Origin of the sequence: Streptomyces stelliscabiei, from assembly GCF_014873495.1 — a bacterium.
Lineage (GTDB): Bacteria > Actinomycetota > Actinomycetes > Streptomycetales > Streptomycetaceae > Streptomyces > Streptomyces bottropensis.
Window position 1 is genome coordinate 8,734,496 of the sequence record NZ_JADBGF010000001.1, and the last position, 16,989, is coordinate 8,751,484.

At 68.6% G+C, this 16,989-nt stretch carries 11 protein-coding genes and 2 pseudogenes; 6 read left to right on the forward strand and 7 right to left on the reverse strand.

What is annotated here, in order from left to right:
* Positions 1-119: 119 nt before the first annotated feature.
* Positions 120-3,344 (forward strand): efflux RND transporter permease subunit, encoded by a 3,225-nt coding sequence (locus H4687_RS38415; protein ID WP_012999311.1) that lies wholly within the window; start codon positions 120-122, stop codon positions 3,342-3,344.
* A gap of 295 nt (positions 3,345-3,639) precedes the next feature.
* Here the strand turns inward: H4687_RS38415 and H4687_RS38420 are convergent, their stop codons facing one another.
* The gene (locus H4687_RS38420) at positions 3,640-4,842 is read right to left on the reverse strand and encodes an IS110 family RNA-guided transposase (RefSeq protein ID WP_012999310.1); all 1,203 of its coding nucleotides are present in this window, start codon (positions 4,840-4,842) and stop codon (positions 3,640-3,642) included.
* A 367-nt stretch (positions 4,843-5,209) separates the two neighbouring features.
* Here H4687_RS38420 and H4687_RS38425 point away from each other — a divergent pair, with 367 nt between their 5' ends.
* The gene (locus H4687_RS38425; RefSeq protein WP_046913751.1) at positions 5,210-6,244 is read left to right on the forward strand and encodes an IS110 family RNA-guided transposase; all 1,035 of its coding nucleotides are present in this window, start codon (positions 5,210-5,212) and stop codon (positions 6,242-6,244) included.
* A 161-nt stretch (positions 6,245-6,405) separates the two neighbouring features.
* Positions 6,406-6,846, forward strand: a pseudogene (locus H4687_RS38430) (transposase); the annotation flags it as partial.
* A gap of 62 nt (positions 6,847-6,908) precedes the next feature.
* Here H4687_RS38430 and H4687_RS38435 read toward each other — a convergent pair.
* A pseudogene (locus H4687_RS38435) lies at positions 6,909-7,064 on the reverse strand (transposase); the annotation flags it as partial.
* 743 nt (positions 7,065-7,807) lie between these two features.
* On the opposite strand from H4687_RS38435, the gene H4687_RS38440 reads away from it, so the two are divergent.
* From H4687_RS38440 to H4687_RS38450, 3 genes are all read left to right on the forward strand, one after another.
* A complete protein-coding gene (locus H4687_RS38440; protein WP_046913752.1) occupies positions 7,808-9,088 on the forward strand; it encodes a lipase family protein in 1,281 nt (426 codons plus the stop codon).
* A gap of 776 nt (positions 9,089-9,864) precedes the next feature.
* Positions 9,865-10,788 carry a tyrosine-type recombinase/integrase gene (locus H4687_RS38445; protein WP_148274186.1) on the forward strand — a complete coding sequence of 308 codons (924 nt, stop codon included), beginning with the start codon at positions 9,865-9,867 and terminating at the stop codon, positions 10,786-10,788.
* Positions 10,789-11,570: 782 nt separating this feature from the next.
* Positions 11,571-12,161, forward strand: coding sequence for a TetR/AcrR family transcriptional regulator (locus H4687_RS38450; protein ID WP_159026085.1), 591 nt, complete (start codon positions 11,571-11,573; stop codon positions 12,159-12,161).
* Positions 12,162-12,220: 59 nt separating this feature from the next.
* Here the strand turns inward: H4687_RS38450 and H4687_RS38455 are convergent, their stop codons facing one another.
* From H4687_RS38455 to H4687_RS38475, 5 genes are all read right to left on the reverse strand, one after another.
* Positions 12,221-13,780, reverse strand: a complete 1,560-nt coding sequence (locus H4687_RS38455; RefSeq protein ID WP_012999302.1) for a class I adenylate-forming enzyme family protein — start codon at positions 13,778-13,780, stop codon at positions 12,221-12,223.
* Between the two features lie 23 nt (positions 13,781-13,803).
* Positions 13,804-14,280 carry a hotdog family protein gene (locus H4687_RS38460; RefSeq protein WP_012999301.1) on the reverse strand — a complete coding sequence of 159 codons (477 nt, stop codon included), beginning with the start codon at positions 14,278-14,280 and terminating at the stop codon, positions 13,804-13,806.
* Between the two features lie 73 nt (positions 14,281-14,353).
* A complete protein-coding gene (locus H4687_RS38465; protein WP_012999300.1) occupies positions 14,354-15,145 on the reverse strand; it encodes an ABC transporter ATP-binding protein in 792 nt (263 codons plus the stop codon).
* Positions 15,142-16,137 (reverse strand): ABC transporter ATP-binding protein, encoded by a 996-nt coding sequence (locus tag H4687_RS38470; RefSeq protein ID WP_012999299.1) that lies wholly within the window; start codon positions 16,135-16,137, stop codon positions 15,142-15,144. Before H4687_RS38470 ends, H4687_RS38465 begins: the two co-directional genes overlap by 4 nt.
* Complete coding sequence (locus H4687_RS38475; RefSeq protein WP_037724141.1) at positions 16,134-16,988, reverse strand: ABC transporter permease; 855 nt, start codon at positions 16,986-16,988, stop codon at positions 16,134-16,136. The genes H4687_RS38470 and H4687_RS38475 overlap by 4 nt, the downstream gene beginning before the upstream one ends.
* Position 16,989 lies beyond the last annotated feature (1 nt).

Consider the following 16,989-nt stretch of genomic DNA (forward strand, 5'->3'; position numbering starts at 1 on the left):
GCTGACGACCGGGCGACCGGACGCGAGAGAGGCTGGGGCAGGTCGCCGGAGGCCAGGCGAATTCGGCCATGAGGCGACTCGCACGACTCCGTCCATTCCCAGAAATGAGACCTGTCTCGATGTCCTGGCTGTCTCGGATCAGTCTGGCCAACCGCAAGTTGGCCGCATTGATCACGATCATCGTCGTTGCCTTCGGGGCGTACGCCGCCTCGTCCCTCAAACAGCAGCTGATCCCTAACATCTCCTTCCCCGCGGTCACCGTGACCGCCACCTATGCGGGAGCCTCGCCGCAGGTGGTGGAGGACCAGGTCGTCAAGCCGATCGAGGACGCCGTCAAAAGCGTCGACGGGGTCGAAACGGTGACCTCCACGTCGAGGCAGGGCTCGGCCTCCGTCCAGCTGCAGTTCGACTACGACGCTGATGTCGACACCAAGGCGAACGACGTCCAGCAGGCGCTCTCGAAGAGCTCCGCGAGCCTGCCCGACAACATCGACCCCGAGGTCCAGAAGGGCAGCAGCGACGACCAACCGACCATGACGCTGGCCGTCACCTCCGACGAGGATCAGCAGGACCTGGCGAAGGTGCTCGAGGACAAGGTTGTCCCGGAGCTGAAGGCCGTCGACGGGGTCAACCAAGCCACGGTCACCGGTGAACGCGACCGGAATGTCGTCATCACCCCGGACTCCGGCAAACTTCAGGACGCCGGCCTGACCGTCCAGTCGATCAAGAGCGCGCTGACGTCGAACGGCTCCACCTCGCCCGGCGGATCCGTGAACTCCGACAAGAAGTCGCTCAGCATCCAGATCGGCGGTGCCCTGACCTCCGTACAGCAGGTCAAGGACCTGTGGCTGAGCGCGGAGACCGGCGCCGGCAGCGCCTCGGGGGCGAGTGGTCCCGGCGGCGCCGCGGCAGGCACGTCCTCGACCACGGGTTCCACGGGTTCCGGTTCCTCCAGCCCGGTGCAGCTCAAGGATGTAGCGACGGTCGAGCTCAAGGACTCCGACGCCACCACGCTCACCAGGACCAACGGCAAGGAGAGCCTCGGCGTAGCAATCACGATGGACCAGGACGGCAGTTCGTCGTCCATCTCCCAGGACGTCCGCGGGAAGCTGTCCGGCCTGGAGAAGGACCTCGGCCACCATTCGCGGATAACCGTGGTCTCCGACAACGGCCCGCAGGTTCGGCAGGCCGTCGTCGGCCTGTTCGAGGAGGGCCTGCTCGGTCTGCTGATGGCGGTCGTCGTGATCGTCGTCTTCCTGCGCTCCGTCCGCTCCACCCTGGTCACGGCCGTCTCGATCCCGTTGTCCCTGCTCATCGCGCTGATCGCGCTGTGGACGAAGGACTACTCGCTCAACGTCCTCACCCTCGGAGGCCTGACCCTGGCGGTCGGGCGGGTCGTCGACGACTCGATCGTGGTCCTGGAGAACATCAAACGCCACCTCGGCTACGGCGAGGACAAGCGCACCGCCATCCTGACGGCGGTGCGCGAGGTATCCACCGCGGTCACTCTCTCCACTCTCACCACGGTGGCGGTGTTCGTGCCCATAGCCCTGGTCAGCGGCCTGGTCGGGGAGTTGTTCGGACCGTTCTCGATCACCGTCGTGGCGGCGATGCTGGCATCCCTGCTTGTCTCGCTCACTATCGTGCCCGCGCTCGCCTACTGGTTCCTCAAGCCACCGAAGGAAGCCGAGGCCGCCGACCCCGAGGAGTTCCGCAGGAAGGTTGAGGAGGAGGAACGAAGCGGCACCCTGCAACGGGCGTACGTCCCCGTCATCGACTGGGCCATTGGCCACCGCAAATCCGTCCTGGGCATCGCGGCCGCCCTGCTCGTCTTCACGTTCAGCCTGACTGCAGGCCTCAAGACGAGCTTCCTCGGCGACTCCGGCTCGAACTCCGTGAGCGTTACCCAGACCCTGCCCGAAGGCAGCAGCTTGCAGGCTACCGACGCCGCAGCCAAGAAGGTTGAGAAGGTCATCTCCGCTGTCGACGGGGTTGACTCCTACCAGGTCACCATCGGCTCCTCGGGCGGCTTCGCCGTCATGGGCGGCGGCAGCAGCGCCAACAGCGCCTCGTACAGCATCGCCGTCAAGGACGGGGCTGATTCGTCGGCAGTCGAGGACACACTGCGGGACAGGTTCCACGCCCTCAAGGGCGCCGGCGACCTGACGGTCGGATCCAACAGCGGCTTCGGGTCCAACAACTCCATCCAGGTCGATGTGAAGTCCGACGACGACGCGAACCTCAAGACCGCCACCGACAAGATCGAGAACGCGCTCAAGGGCCTCAAAGAGGTCACCGACGTCAGCAGCGATCTCTCCACGCAGTCACCACAGATCAGCATCCGGGCCAAGGGTGAGGAAGCTGCCTCGTACGGACTGACCGACACGAGCATTGCCTCAGCCGTGAGCGAGGCTGTGCAAGGCAGCACCGTCACGCAGATCACCGTCGACGGCTCGGCACGCGACGTGCTCGTCAAGACCACCTCCACCGCACCGAACAGTGTCAGCGGCCTTGAGGCGCTGAAGATCTCGACATCTCACGGGGAGGTCCGGCTCGACAAGGTCGCCACGGTCACGCAGACCCAGGCACCCACCAAGCGCCAGCGCGTCGATGGTTCCGGTGACGCCGCTGTCACCGCCACCCCGGCCGGAGACAGCACAGGCACTGCCAGTGCGAAGGTGCAGCAGGCGATCGACAAGCTCGACCTGCCGTCCGGCGTGACCTACGAGATGGGGGGCGTGACAGCCAGTCAGGGCAGTGCCTTCAGCCAGCTCGGCTTGGCCATCCTGGCCGCGATCGCGATCGTCTTCCTTCTGTTGGTCGGAGTCTTCCGCAGCATCCGCCAGACCCTGGTGCTGCTGGCCTCCATCCCATTCGCCTTCACGGGTGCGTTCGCCCTGCTGCGCATCACCAACACTCCGCTGGGCGTGGCGGCGCTGATCGGCATGCTGATGCTCATCGGGATCGTGGTCACCAACGCCATCGTGCTGATGGACCTCGTCAATCAGTACCGAGCCCAGGGCATGAGCGTCCAGGAGGCCGTGCGCGAGGGCGGACGACGCCGGCTCCGCCCGATCTTGATGACCGCGTTGGCGACCATCTTTGCGCTCCTGCCGATGGCCCTCGGCATCACCGACTCGGGCGGCTTCATCTCCACGCCGCTAGCCGTGGTGGTCATCGGTGGCCTCTTCAGCTCCACCCTGCTCACCCTGGTGCTCATCCCGACCCTCTACACAATGGTCGAGACCCGCCGCGAGCGCCGCACACAACGCCGTGCCCGCCGGGCCGCGCGAAAGCCCGCGCCAACGGCACAGGAGAACTCCACGCTGCAGCCGCAGCCGTAGCAGCTCAAGAAGAAGAGGTCGTGTGTGCGGGGGCTCTATCGGCCACCCGCACACACGCGTTGGCCGGCCACCCCGTCGATCCTTGTCAGGAAGCAGCGAAGACCTGTGAGTCGTCGGCGAAAGCCTTGAACTCCAGGGCGTTGCCGGCCGGGTCGAGGAGGAACATCGGGGAGTGTAAATCTGACGGCGGATCCGACGATCATGGAGAGACGTCAAGTGACCGGCATCGCCGTGGAGTTGGAGACCGTGGAGCCTGTCGAGAGTGCCCCGTGGGGGGGTGCCTCTATGTCTTTCGTCAAGCGAGGCGGGGGGTTCGGGGTTCGTAGAAGGTGCCGTCGCGGAGCATCGCGAACAGCACGTTGATGCGTTGCCGGGCGAGGCGGAGGAGTGCCTGGGTGTGGGTCTTTCCGCGGGCCCGGCATCGGTCGTAGTAGGTGCGGGAGGCGGGATCGTGCAGGGCGGCGAACGCGGAGAGGAACATCGCGCGTTTGAGCTGCCGGTTGCCGCCTCTGGGTGCGTGTTCGCCATGGATCGAGGTCCCGGACGACTTTGTGGTCGGGGCGAGGCCGGCGTAGGAGGCGAGGTGGGCGGCGGTGGGGAAGCTGGTGCCGTCGCCGACGGTGACCAGCAGTGCGGCGGCGGTCCTGACGCCGACGCCGGGCAGCGACGTCAGGACCTTGGAAAGAGGGTGGTCCTCCAGCAGGGCTGTGATCTGGGCTTCTGCCGCCCGTCTTTGTTCGCGAACGGCGCCGAGCGAGCGGGTCAGCGACGGGATCACGACATCCAGGGTGCCGGTGCCCGGGACCACGACGGTCTGCTCGTCGAGCGCCTCGAAGACGTCGTCGATCAGCCGCTTTGCCATGCGCGGGGCTTTGGGCCGGATTACCTCGACCAGCCTGCGGCGTCCGGCCTTTCGCAGCGCGGCCGGGGATCCGTAGCGTTCCAGCAGCCAGGTGACCGCCTGGTGATCCAGACGTGGGCCCAGGACCCGTTCCAGGGAGGGGTGGAACTGGGTGAGCAGGCCCCGGATGCGGTTGCTGGTGCGGGTGGCCTCGGCCGCCAGGTCCTGGTCGAAGCCGACGAGGACGGTGAGCTCGGCGGTGATCTCGTCGGTCAGCTGAAGCGAGCGCAGGGTGTGCGGCATGGTGCGGGCGGCGTCCGCGATGACGGCCGCGTCGCGGGCGTCGGTCTTCGCCTCGCCCGGGTAGAGGTCAGCGATCCGCCGCATCGACAGGCCCGGCAGGTAGGCGACCTGGCAGCCCGTGTCGCGGGCCACCGTCAGCGGCAGAGCGCCGATGGAGGCCGGCTGGTCCACGACGACCAGGACGGTGCCGAACTTCTCGCGGAGCTTGTCGAAGACCTGCCTCAGCTTCGGTTCGGTGTTGGGCAGCTGCTTGTCGAAGACCTTCTTGCCAGCCGGGGTGAGTCCGTGGCCGTGGTGAGCGCTCTTCCCGACACCCAGGCCCAGGAAGACGCCTGTCTCGTCGTACTCGTTCAAGCCGTCCTCCCGAACGGGGCGTGCGGTGCTGGCCTGGGCGTTGGCGTCGTGCGCGCATCCACGTTATGCAGACCTGTCGCCCGTGTACGGCCGGGCATTGCGCTCGGCCGGGCGGTAGTCGGACCTCTGACTTGTTGAATCGGACCCAGACGCACGGTCTGCAGCCGTAGCGTCCAGGGTGCCGGTCAGCATGGGCTCGCGTGACCTCATGCCGCCCCAATTCGGGCTGGCTCATGATGAGTTTGCCGCCGCTGGCCGGCACCCGCGCGGTGTGGCTCGACAGAGGCGTGACCAATGGACGCTGAGACTTCAAGTCAGAGTGCCCACCGCACCCGTCCCATCCCGTTGCGACCTGGTCAGGGTGCCCGTGATCACCATCGGTATCGATCCCCACAAGTCCTCTCACACCGCCGTTGCCGTCGATGCCGCCGGGCATCAACTGGCCCAGCGGCGCTTCGTTGTCAACGCCGGGACCGTCCGTCAGCTCATGCGCTGGTGCGAGACGTGGCCCGAGCGGCGCTTCGCCGTCGAAGGCGCCCGCGGCCTGGGCCGCAGCCTTGCCCAGCAGCTGGCCGCTGCCGGGGAGAAGGTGGTGGACGTTCCGTCCACCCTCTCCGCCCGGGCCCGGCTGCTGGCCACCGGCGGGGACCGCAAGACCGACGCCGCCGACGCCCTTCATGTCGCTCAGGTCGCACTCTTCCGGCAGGACTTGCGCACGGTCGAACCGGAGGACCAGTCGACGATCCTGCGGCTGCTGACCGAGCGCCACGACGACCTCGTCAACGAACGCACTCGGATCATCAACCGACTCCACGCCGTCCTGCGAGACCTGCTGCCGGGCGGGGCTCCCACCCGCCTGTCCGCCGAGAAGGCCGCAGCCCTCATGAAGGGCATCCGTCCCGCCACAGCCACCGACTCCTGCCGACGCGATCTCGCCCGGGATCTTCTCGCGGATCTTCGACGCGTCGACCGCCAGGTCCGTAACAACGAGGCCCAGATGCGTGACGCCCTGGCGGCCGCCCGCCCCGCGCTGACCGCACTGCCCGGACTGGGCACCGTGATCGCCGCCAAGCTGCTCGGGCACGTGGGCGACGTCGCGCGCTTCCCTACCGAGCACCATTTCGCCAGCTATACCGGTACTGCCCCACTGGACGCCTCCAGCGGAAAGAACACCCGCCACCGACTCAACACCGGAGGAAACCGAGCCCTCAACTCGGTGCTGCACATGGTGGCTGTCTGCCAGATCCGCGACGGCGGCCGTGGACAGGAGTACTACCTGCGCAAGATCGCCGAGGGCAAGACACCGGCGGAGGCACGGAGGGCCCTCAAACGGCGCCTCTCGAACGTGGTCTATCGCACCCTCAAACGCGACCGCCGCAAGGCCCTCCCTACGGCCGCTTGACACACAGAGGCACTCATCAGCGTCTCCAACGGCGCCTCTCGGGCCCGGTGGCACCACCCCCCAGGTCATCTGTTCGACAGGGGGGAACAGCCATGCCGGGCCCGGAGGCCAGCGGCCCTCTTGCAGGACCGCGAAGAAGATAACGGGGGCAGCCTGCGTCCGTGTCCGACGAGCAGCTGGTCGCGAGGCTGGTGGAGCGGGGCCGGTCGGAGGGGCTGCAGGTGACCAAACGGGTCCTGGAAGCCGCCCTGGAAGGCGAGATCACCGATCACCTCGGTTATGAGAAGCACGATCCGGCAGGGAAGAACAACGGCAACAGCCGCAACGGCACCCGTGCCAAGACCGTGCTGACCGACGTCGGGCCGGTCGAGGTGAAGGTGCCGCGTGATACCGCCGGCAGTTTCGAGCCGCAGAGCGTCGAGAAGCGGCAGCGGCGTCTGATCGGCGTCGATGAGATGGTGCTCTCCTTGTCCGCGAAGGGCCTTACCCACGTGGAGATATCAGCTCATCTCGCCGAGGTGTACGGCGCCGAGGTGTCCAAGCAGACCGTCTCCACCATCACCGACAAGGTGAGGGAGGGTATGGCCGAGTGGCAGAACCGCCGCTCGACCGCGCTTGACTTCTATCGGTGATTGCGAACGCCCCGCAACCGGTCCGGTCCGGCCCTGTAGAGCAGCGCGTTGACGATCTGCCGCATCTCGTACCGGCCCTGATGGCCGCTGACCGACGGATGCGCGGCCTTCCACGCGGCGATCACAGGCTCGATCAGCGCCCACTGATCGTCGCTCACGTCGGTCTTGTGGGGCTTGCGCTCGCTCACGGTGCCCAGCCCAACATGCCCATGGCCGCCGGCCGGCCGGGATGCCGCACCGCCACACGTTCAGGTGATGCCAAGACTCCTATGCACTCTCATTCCTCCCTCTCACAGCGCCGTGCAGCTCAGCTGGCCGACGGGCCACCTGAGCCGGTGACACCTACGGTGCTTTGCGCGTTGTTGGTGACAAGCAGCGTGCTGACCTGCTGACGACTATCCAGATTCATCGCACCAGGGCCGCACGTCAGTGGCCGCCGATGGTGGCAACTATCGCGCTTCGGCACACATGGACATGGAACCGGCCACCAAAGCGCCCCGGTCGAACGACGACGCATTGACAGACCGGGACATCGTGGGCGCTCGTGACCGGGCATGGCTCCCGCGTCGCTGAGGAGATGAGCAGAACACGTGGACCGGTCGGGGTGGGCAGATTAGGGCGCCGCCGTGTGAACACGACAGTAAGCGAGTGGGGGAGGGCTGGCGCTGATCTCTGCGGCGCGGTCCCCGGGCTGGTGCGCTGTCTGTCAGCTGGACGACCCGTCGCTCCGGGCTGTGGTTACCGCCCACCACCGACGACGACAGCGGCCACAACAACCCCTGTGCGTGCAAGAGCACGGCACGGATTTTTCACGAGGACACAGCGCAGACGGAGAAGGCACGCATCTCCTGACTATCAGTCAAGTCGTGGCGGTCCTAGCGTCAATAGCCCCGGCCACATCGCTCTCTCCGTGAAAAGAGGCCCCTTGGCGATGAAGAGATCACTCCTGCTCAGCGCCCTCACGACGGCCGCGGCACTCGTCGGAACCGTGGTGTCCCCGGCCTACGGCGTCACCGGGCACGCGGCTGCCGCACCCACCTGCAACGCGGCCGACTCCGACATCTACGCCGCTCCCACGAGTGTGGCCGCCACTCCGGGTACCGTCCTCAGCTGCCGTCCAGTCTCCCTCACCCAGGTGCCCGGCAACATCTCCATGACCGCGTGGAAGGTGCGCTACAGCTCAACCGACAACCAGGGTCGGCCCATCGCCGTCTCGGGCACCGTCGCCGTTCCGGCGGCCCCCTGGACCGGACCAGGCACCCGCCCGATCGTCGCGTTCAACCCGGGCACCCTGGGCCTGGGCCCCCAGTGCGCGTTCTCCAAGCAGCTCGCCGGGGCCTACCAGGACGAGTACGAAGGCGACAACATCGCCGCCCTGCTCAAGGCGGGCTACGCGGTCGCCGCCACCGACGGCGCCGGATACCTCGACGGACAGACACACCCCTACGTCTCCGGGACCGACGCCGGGCACGCCCTGCTCGACATCGCCCGGGCCGCCACCGCGCTACCAGCGAGCGGCCTCTCTCCGCAGACCAGCGTGGGACTGTGGGGCTACTCCGAAGGCGGCGCGGCAAGCCTGTGGGCCGCCCAGCTCGCCACCGCTTACGCCCCCGATCTGCATGTCGTCGGCGACGCATCGGGCGGTGTCCCCGGCGACCTCAAGACCGTCGCCGCCTCCCTGGAAGGCGGCGCCTTCTCCGGCTTCCTCGCCGACGCAGCCATCGGGATCCACGCGGCCTACCAGGCGCTCCCCTTCGACTCCCTGCTCAACGACGACGGCCGTAAGGCCGTCACATCCGCCAAGTCCCTGTGCCTGGCCGGTACCACGGCCACGCTCGCAGGCAAGAAGCTGGCCGACTACACCAAGGACGGGCTCAGCCTCGACCAGCTCTACCAGCAGCGCGGTACCGACGGCCGTACCTGGGGCCAGGTCCTGGATGCCCAGAAACTCGGCGTGGACGTGGGCCCCGCGTCCACCACCGCCCGCTACCGCATCCCCTTCCCGGTGCTGCAGTACCGCGGTCTGCTCGACGAGGTCATCCCCACCTCCACCGAGGACGCGACCCGCGCCGCCTACTGCAGCGCCGGCATCACCACCGCTTGGCGAACCTACCCCGGCGACCATCTGCTCACCGACAACCAGGCGATCGGCGACGTCGTCAACTGGTTCGGCGACCGCTTCGCCGGACGCACGGCCCAGAACGACTGCTGAGGCCACGCGTCGGCCGGACATCAGGCAGATCGGAGGGTGAGCGCCAGCGAGTCCCACATCCACCTCGACGGCCCCGGTCCGGCCATAGCGGTCTATGGCACGAGAAGGAGCAATGCTCAGAACCTGTGGATCGCCCGGGGAGGACGTACCTTCCCGGGTGATTGATCGATAGGTCACCGAGCAAGACCGGCGTTCGCAGTACCGGCCGGGAAGGTACGTCCGTGCTCACCGTAGTCAGCGAGAACGGCTCCACTCACGACCTTCGCCGGCGTGCTCGCCCACCAGCTCGCCACCCGGGCCGAAGTCCTCGGCTTCACGCCCCACAAGCAGTCCGGTCCCGCAACACGGGAGGTCTCCCGCCGCCGTGCCAGCCGCACGTCCCCGCCGGTGTCCGGCCAGCTCCTCGATCCCGGGCAGCCGCCCCTGTTCGCCATGGAGCGGGAGTGGACCGCGCTGCGCGGGCTGAGTACGACCGAGCTTCCGGCCCTCACCGAGCGTGCGGCACAACTGCCGGCCGGCTTCGCGCCGCTGACGCCGGTTCCCGACCCGCGGCGCCCCGCATCGGCAGGTGCGGGGTCCTGCGAATTCTCTAGGCCTGGTTGGGCGCCGAGGCACCGTTCAGCGTGGAGGATGTCCTTGGTCTGTCCGCCACGTTCTCCCCGACAGCAACGGCGCGCGCTCTGGGGTACCTGCGACGCCAGGGTCTTCTTCGCCCCGCCGGCCCCGCCCAGCAGGACGAAGATGCGCTACGCGAGATCCACGCCGGGGGGGCCAGCGTGTCAGCGAGCTTGGCCCGCGAACGCCGCAACCGGCGACACGAAGCCGCGATCGCCGCCAAGCTCACCGTGCTGCCCGGCCCGCTCGCCGCCCAGGTCCATGTATGGGTGAGGGTCATGCGCGGCCAGGGGCGACGCTGTCACCGGGCTGCCGACTACGCCCGTATCCGGCGCAACCTCAGCACCGCCCTGCCCGTGCTCAAGGCATGGGCCAGCGTCGGCCTGGACCTGCGGCAGATCACCGCCGAGCACATCCGCACCGAACTCAACCAGCGTCAGGTCAGCCAAGCCCGCGCGCTGCACCACGTCCTGCGCAGCGTCTTCGCCGCGTTGAAGCAGGAGAAAGTTCTCTTCCACAACCCGACGTTGGGAATCTCGCTGACCACCGCGGTGCCCGTCCCCACCCCGCTGCCCAGCGACCGGCTCCGCGGCCTCCTGGACCGCCTCGAGGGCCCCCGTGCCAGGCTCACCGTCGGCCTGGTCGCGGTCCACGGAGTGCGGCCTCTCGAAGTCACGCGGCTCAGACTCGCCGACCTCGATCTGCACCGCCGCACCCTGCGCATCCGGCGCGGCAAGGGCCACCAGCACGTCGTCCACCTGGACGTGCTGACTCTGCACCTTCTCGCCGCCTGGCTCACCGAGCGCCGCAAGAACTGGCCCACCTCGGACAACCCGCACCTGCTCATCACGAGCCACTGCGCCCACCACCCCGCCCAGCCACCCATGAGCTACTGCGCACTGAGGGCCGCCTTCGACCAGACCGGCATGCTGCCGAAGCAACTGTGGAGCGACCGCGTCCTCGACGAAGCCAGACACACCGCCGATCCTGTTCACCTCGTCCGCGTCTTCGGCATCCACCCCCACACCGCCGTCAGGTACGTCCACGCAGCCCACCCGGACAAGGCCTTGGCGAGAATCCGCTGAGGCGACGCCGGCCCCCGCGCGGTGATCCGTGCCAGCCCCAAACGCTGGGAAAGGAAGTTCTTCGAGGGGGAAAGGATGGGTACCCCGGGGCCGTCGCACAGGCCCACGCCGGCTTGGGGTGCCGGTAAGAACGCTGTCAGCAGCCGCAAACAGCGGTGATTCCTGACCGTTGCGAACGCCGACGCCCCCAGGCGCGGAAGCGGCAGCCAGTCTGAGTTCGTTGCTCTTCCCCAGCCGGGCGATAGCGGCCACCCCCGACCCTCCGTGGGGAGGGCCTGGCACCCGGGACCAATGAGGTCCGGCTCGCCGCGTGCGAGACCCACACAGGTGGGCTGACACTGCCCGACGAGGTCATCACGCTTGCCGCGGCCTTCCACTACGCCGACTACCGCCGCGTCAGCACCTGTGGCATGCCTCTGACGACCCCACGGGCTAGGCAGTCGACCAGATCTACGCCCGGATGGCCGGAGCCAAGAACGGCGTCCATGCACCGGAACGGGCGGCCGAGGCACTCCACTGGGTCGTACGGGATCTGAGGCAGGAGTCCCCAGGGCGGCTGAGCCTATGGCGCTTCATCCATCTGGGGCGACGAGGCCACGGTGCGGGTCGACTCCGTCACGCATGGTGCCCTGTGTTCGCGGGCATGCACGGACGGCGGCTCCGAGGTCATGGTCTCGACGACGGTGCTCATGACGCACCTCCGGGATATGTTTCGCTTGCTATATTTCGATGTCTGTGAGTCGTGCCGGGCGAGGGCCGGGTGCGCGGGCGGGGAGGTCTCAGTGCCGCGGTATGTGGATCCGGAGGAGCGTGTTCGCGACATCGTCGCGGCCTCCCTGCAGGCTTTGAGTGAGGGAGGGCTGGCCGAGCTGACGCTTCGGAAGATCGCGCAGCGGATGGGCGGGTCCATCACGCTGATCACGCACTACTTCGCCAACCGTGAGGCCCTGCTGGATGCCGTCCTGCAGTACGCGTTGGCTGATGTGGACGTCGTCCTTGAGGAAATGGGGCAGATTGCCGAGCCCCGGGACCGGCTGCGGGTCGCCCTGCAGTGGTTCCTGCCGGACACCGAGGAGGCGCTGAGAGATGAGCGCGCGCGGGTGGCGTTGCTGACGCATCAGGGTGCGGAGCCGGTCATCCGGCGGCACCTGGCGCGGATGGAGCCGGCGATGCGAGCGGTTCTGGTGCGGGCCGTCGAGGAGTTGGTCCCGGCCGACGAGCTGGAGGACACGGTCGACATGGTGCGGGTCTGGGTGTCCGGTATAGCCCTGTCCGTGGTCGAGCACCCGGAGATCTGGACGCCGGAGCGTCAACTGGCCGCGCTGGAGCGTTTCCTCAAGGTGCTGTCGCTCGTGGAGCTCCCGGCCGGTTGAGCGGACCGCAGCGAGGGAGCGGACCGGCCGGTGGCATCCGGTCGATCCGCTGCTCTGTCTCAGGGTGCCCGCAGATCGACGGCGTGTGCACGGTGCGGTTCGGCGCGGAGTTCCGCCTTCGCGATCTTGCCGCTGGCCGTGTGCGGCAGGCTGTCACGGAACTCGATGTAGCGTGGCACCTTGAAGCGGGCGAGCCCCCTCAGGCACCACGCCTCGATCTCCTGGGCGGTCAGGCTGGCCCCCGGCTTGAGTACGACGACCGCCTTCACCTCTTCGTCGCGCTGGGGGTCGGGAACCGGTATGACACCGACCTCCTCCACCTCCGGCATGCTCATGATCTGCAGTTCGACCTCGGCCGCGGCGATGTTCTCTCCGCTGCGGCGGATGACATCGCGGACGCGGCCCTCGTAGTAATGCTGTCCGTCGGCGTCCTTGCGGACGATGTCGCCGGTACGGAACCAGCCGCCGGGCAGGAAGAGTTCGGCGTTGGCCTCGGGGCGGTTGTGGTAGCCGAGCATCATGCCGGGTCCCCGCAGGCACAGTTCACCCGAGCGGCCCGGCTCGACCTCCTCGCCGTTCTGGTCGATGATCTTCGACTCGCGCTGAGGGAAGCACCAGCCCATGGAGCCGGTGCCGACGGTGTCGGTGCGCTCGTACGGGACAAAAGTGCCGTTGCCGACCTCCGTGCTGGCGTAGACCTCGCGCGCCCGCAGGCCGAAGCGGCGCTCCAGCGGCTCGTGCAGGGAGGGCGGCATGGCCGACACGGGTGCTTTTTTCAGGGCCAGTTTCCGGTCGGCGTCGCTCTCCGGGAGATCGAGCATGCCCTCGTCGATCCAGGCCATGTCGATCTGGTGGTCGACGAGCCAGTTCATGAACTTGCGCCGGCTCAGCCCCGCGGTGACGTACAGGCCACCTCCGCCGGCCAGCGCCATCATCAGATAGGCCTGGTTCTGCATGTAGTAGAAGGGGTGGTCCGCCAGGATCCGCTGGGCGTCGCCGAGCGCCGAGCCGTAGACGCCGATCTGGATCCAGTAGGTGTGGGTGAGCAGGCATCCCTTGGGGAGCCCGGTAGTGCCGGACGTGAACTGGATGTTGACCACCACACCGGGGTCTGCCCGGTGGGTGCGCGGCGTCGGCTCGTGCGCGGCCAGCGTGGCGAAGTCGTGCAGGCCGGTGACGGGTTCGCCGACGACGATGATCCGTTCGCTCGCCACGGGGCCGATGCCGTCATCGGTGAGTGCGCCGGTGACGACGTCGTCGGCGGCGACGAGCCACCGGGCGCCGGCGTCACCGAGGACGAAGTCGATCTCCCGCGGGGTGTACTTGGGGTTCATCGGCACGGCGACCGCGCCGGCTTCGATGACCGCGAGCCAGGTCAGCGGGAACTCCTCCTGGTTGCGCAGCAGGATGCCGACCTTGTCGCCGGGCGTGAGGCCGAGGAGTTCGAGGCCAGTGCGCACCCGGCTGATCCGCTCGCGCAGTTCCGCCCAGGTCAGTGTGGGGCCCCCGCCCTCGATGTGGGTGAGGGCGAGGTTGTCCGGCCACTGCCCGGCGGCGTAGTCCAGTGCCTCGGGGATGGTCTTGTCGAGGAGGTACTGCTGGTGTGCGTCCAGTTCCATGTTCTCGGCCTCTCTACGGCAGTTCAGACGGTGGACCACAGGGCGCGCTGCGTCGCGACGAATCCGGGGCGCTCCCGGCCCCTGACCTCGGCGCGCAGGTCGGTGACGACGAGGTGGCCCTGGTCCCCGCGGTCGATGACCTCGCGGACGTGGCCGTGGACGCGGAAGGGGTCGGTGGTGCGGATCACCGAGACGAAGCGGACGTTGTCCAGCCCGTAGTTCCAGGCGATCCACGGGCCCTCGGACCACAGGGAGTGGTTGCACAGCACGTCCAGCAGGCTGAGCAGGTGGAAGCCCTCCACCAGGCCGTCGCCGTACTCGTCCTCGCCCTCGTAGGCGTGCGGGTACTCGTCGTGGTACGACGCCTTCTCGAAGTCCTTGGTGCGTTCGTCGTCGACGACGAACCAGGGCGTGGTGAACGTCCCGCCCAGCAGAGCCGGTGCCTGGGAGGGGTGGGGGACGGTCAGGGTCGTGGCTCCCTCGGTGGAGAGGATGCCCATGGTCGGCTCCTTTGTGTAGCGATTGATTTACTACGAGGGCGTACGTGGCCCGGAGGCCGGCGGGCGCGGGGTGTCAGGCGCTTCGGCGGCGGGGCTGCCAGCCGGGCCGGGGCACCGCGTCCAGCAGTTCCCGGGTGTACGGGTCCCGGGGGTGGTCCAGCACCTCGGCGGTGGGCCCCTGTTCCACGACGCGACCGTCGCGCATGACCAGGCATTGGTCGGTGACCTGGCGGACCACCGCAAGGTCGTGCGAGACGAACAGGAACGCCACTGTGGTGCGCTCGCGAATGTCGCGGAGCAGGTTCAGTACCTGTGCCTGCACGCTGACGTCGAGGGCGGCGACGGCCTCGTCGAGGATCAGGATCTCCGGCTCCAGGGCCAATGCCCGGGCGATGGCCACGCGTTGCCGCTGTCCGCCGGACAGATCGCGCGGGAGCCGCGCCGCGTGCTGCTCGTCGAGCCCGACCTCGGCCAGCAGACCCACAGCGCGCTCCTGGGCCGCGGCACGCCCGAGCCCGATGCGCACGCGCAGCAGTTCCGTCAGACCGGCGCCGATGCGCTGGCGGGGATCGAGGGAGGCGAAGGGATCCTGGAAGACCATCTGCACGGGGCGCGCGGTCCCCTTCCCGCTGCCCGCGGCGGTGACCGTCCCGCTCGTGGCCCGCTCCAGCCCGGCGATGATGCGCGCAGTGGTGGTCTTGCCCGAGCCGGACTCGCCCACGACGGCCAGCGAGCCACCGCGCTCCAGGGTGAAACTGACGTCGTCGACGGCGACGAGCGCCTTGCCGCCCCGGGAATGGGAGGGGAACTCCTTACGCAGACCCTCCACGACGAGTGCGGGAGCGATGACTGATCGGGTCGTCATGAGTGCACCACCTGGGCAAGCTCGGCGCCGATCTGTTCCACTCGATGGCAGGCGACCAACCGGTCCTCCACGGTGCGCAGTTGTGGCCGGTTTTTCCGGCATTCCTCGGTGGCGAAGGGGCAGCGTGCGGCGAACGCGCAGCCCGAGGCCACCTCGTACGCCGAGACCGGCCGGCCCGGGATCGGCTTCAGCCGGGTCACGGCCGTCGCGCTGGGACGGCAGGCGAGCAGGCCGGCCGTATAGGGGTGCAGGGGACGGGAGTAGACCTCCGCGGTGGTTCCCCGTTCGACGACGGTCCCGGCGTACATGACGGCCAGGGAGTCGGTCACAGCGGCGGCCAGATCCAGGTCGTGGGAGATGAACAGCAGCCCGAGGTTCCGCTCGCGGATCTGCTCCTGCAGGATCGCCATGACCTCAGACTGCACGGTCACGTCCAGCGCGGTGGTGGGCTCGTCCGCGAAGACCAGCTTGGGGGAGGGCAGCAGCGCGGCCACGATCATCATGCGTTGCAGCAGGCCGCCGGAGAGCTCGTGCGGGTACTGGGTCAGGCGGTGCTCGGGGTCGGTGATGCCTATGCCCGCCATGAGTGCGCAGGCCCGCTGCCTGGCCTCTCGGGGGCCGAGCAGTTTGCCGGCCACGACGCCTTCGATCAGGAAGTCCCCGACGGTGCGCAGCGGGTTGGTGTGGGCGCGCGGGTCCTGGTGGATGAGCGCGACGTCCCGGGACCGGTACGCGCTCAGTTCACGGCGGGAGAAGCCGAGCACCGAACGTCCCTCGAAGTCGATCCGCCCGGACGTCGCGGCATGCCGTGGCAGCAGTCGCATGGCGGACTTGACCAGCATCGACTTGCCCGAGCCCGACTCGCCGACCAGTCCCACGGTCTCGCCCGCCGCCACGGTCAGATCCACGTCGCGGACCAGTGTGCGCCGGTTCCTGCGGTCCCCGGCAGTGATGCCGACGCCCTGCAACTCCAGCAGGGGTGCGTTGTTCATCGGGTCCCTCCGAACCGCTGGGTGAGGCGCTCCCCCAGCACGTTGAACGCCACCACCGAGATGACGATGCACAAGCCCGCCGCCATGCTCTGCTGCACGGCACCGTCCAGCACCTCGGACCGGCCGTCGGCCACCATCACTCCCCATTCCGGCGTCGGAGGCTGGATGCCGAGCCCGAGGAACGACACAGCCCCGAAGTCCATCAGCGCGGATCCGAAGCCGATCGTCGCCTGGGCCAGCACGATCGGTGCGACATTGGGCAGCAGGTGCCGCAGGCAGATTCGCCACGTCGGCAGACCCGCCAGCTGCAGTGCCTCGATGTAGGGCAGCTGTCGCTGCCGCACGGCGACACTGCGCACCACCCGGGCCACGTACGGCGTGTAGACGAGCGTCAGGGCCAGGACCGGCGCCCAGAAGCCGGCGCCGAACACGGCCGCGGCGACGACGGCCACGAGCACGCCGGGAATCGCGAACAGCAGGGTCAGCAGCCGGTTCAGCAGCCGGTCGACCCAGCCGCCGTGCCAGGCGGCCGCGAGCGCCAGCAAGGTGCCCAGGCCGGCGCTGCCCAGGACGATGATGCCCGGTCCCGCGAAACTCAGCCGGGCCCCGGTCAGGGCCCGGGAGAAGATGTCCCGGCCCAGCGAGTCGGTGCCGAACAGGTGGGCGCCGCTCGGTCCCTGGCTCGCGGCGAGGACATCGGTGGCCGCCGGGTCGTACGGCGCGATCCAGGGGCCGATCACCGCGAGGACCACCAGGCCGGCGGCCAGTGCTGCCGAGACCATGAGCAGCGGGTCACCGGGACGCCTGGTGCTGGTTCTCCGCAGACGGAGAGTGGCTGTGAGCGTGGCCATC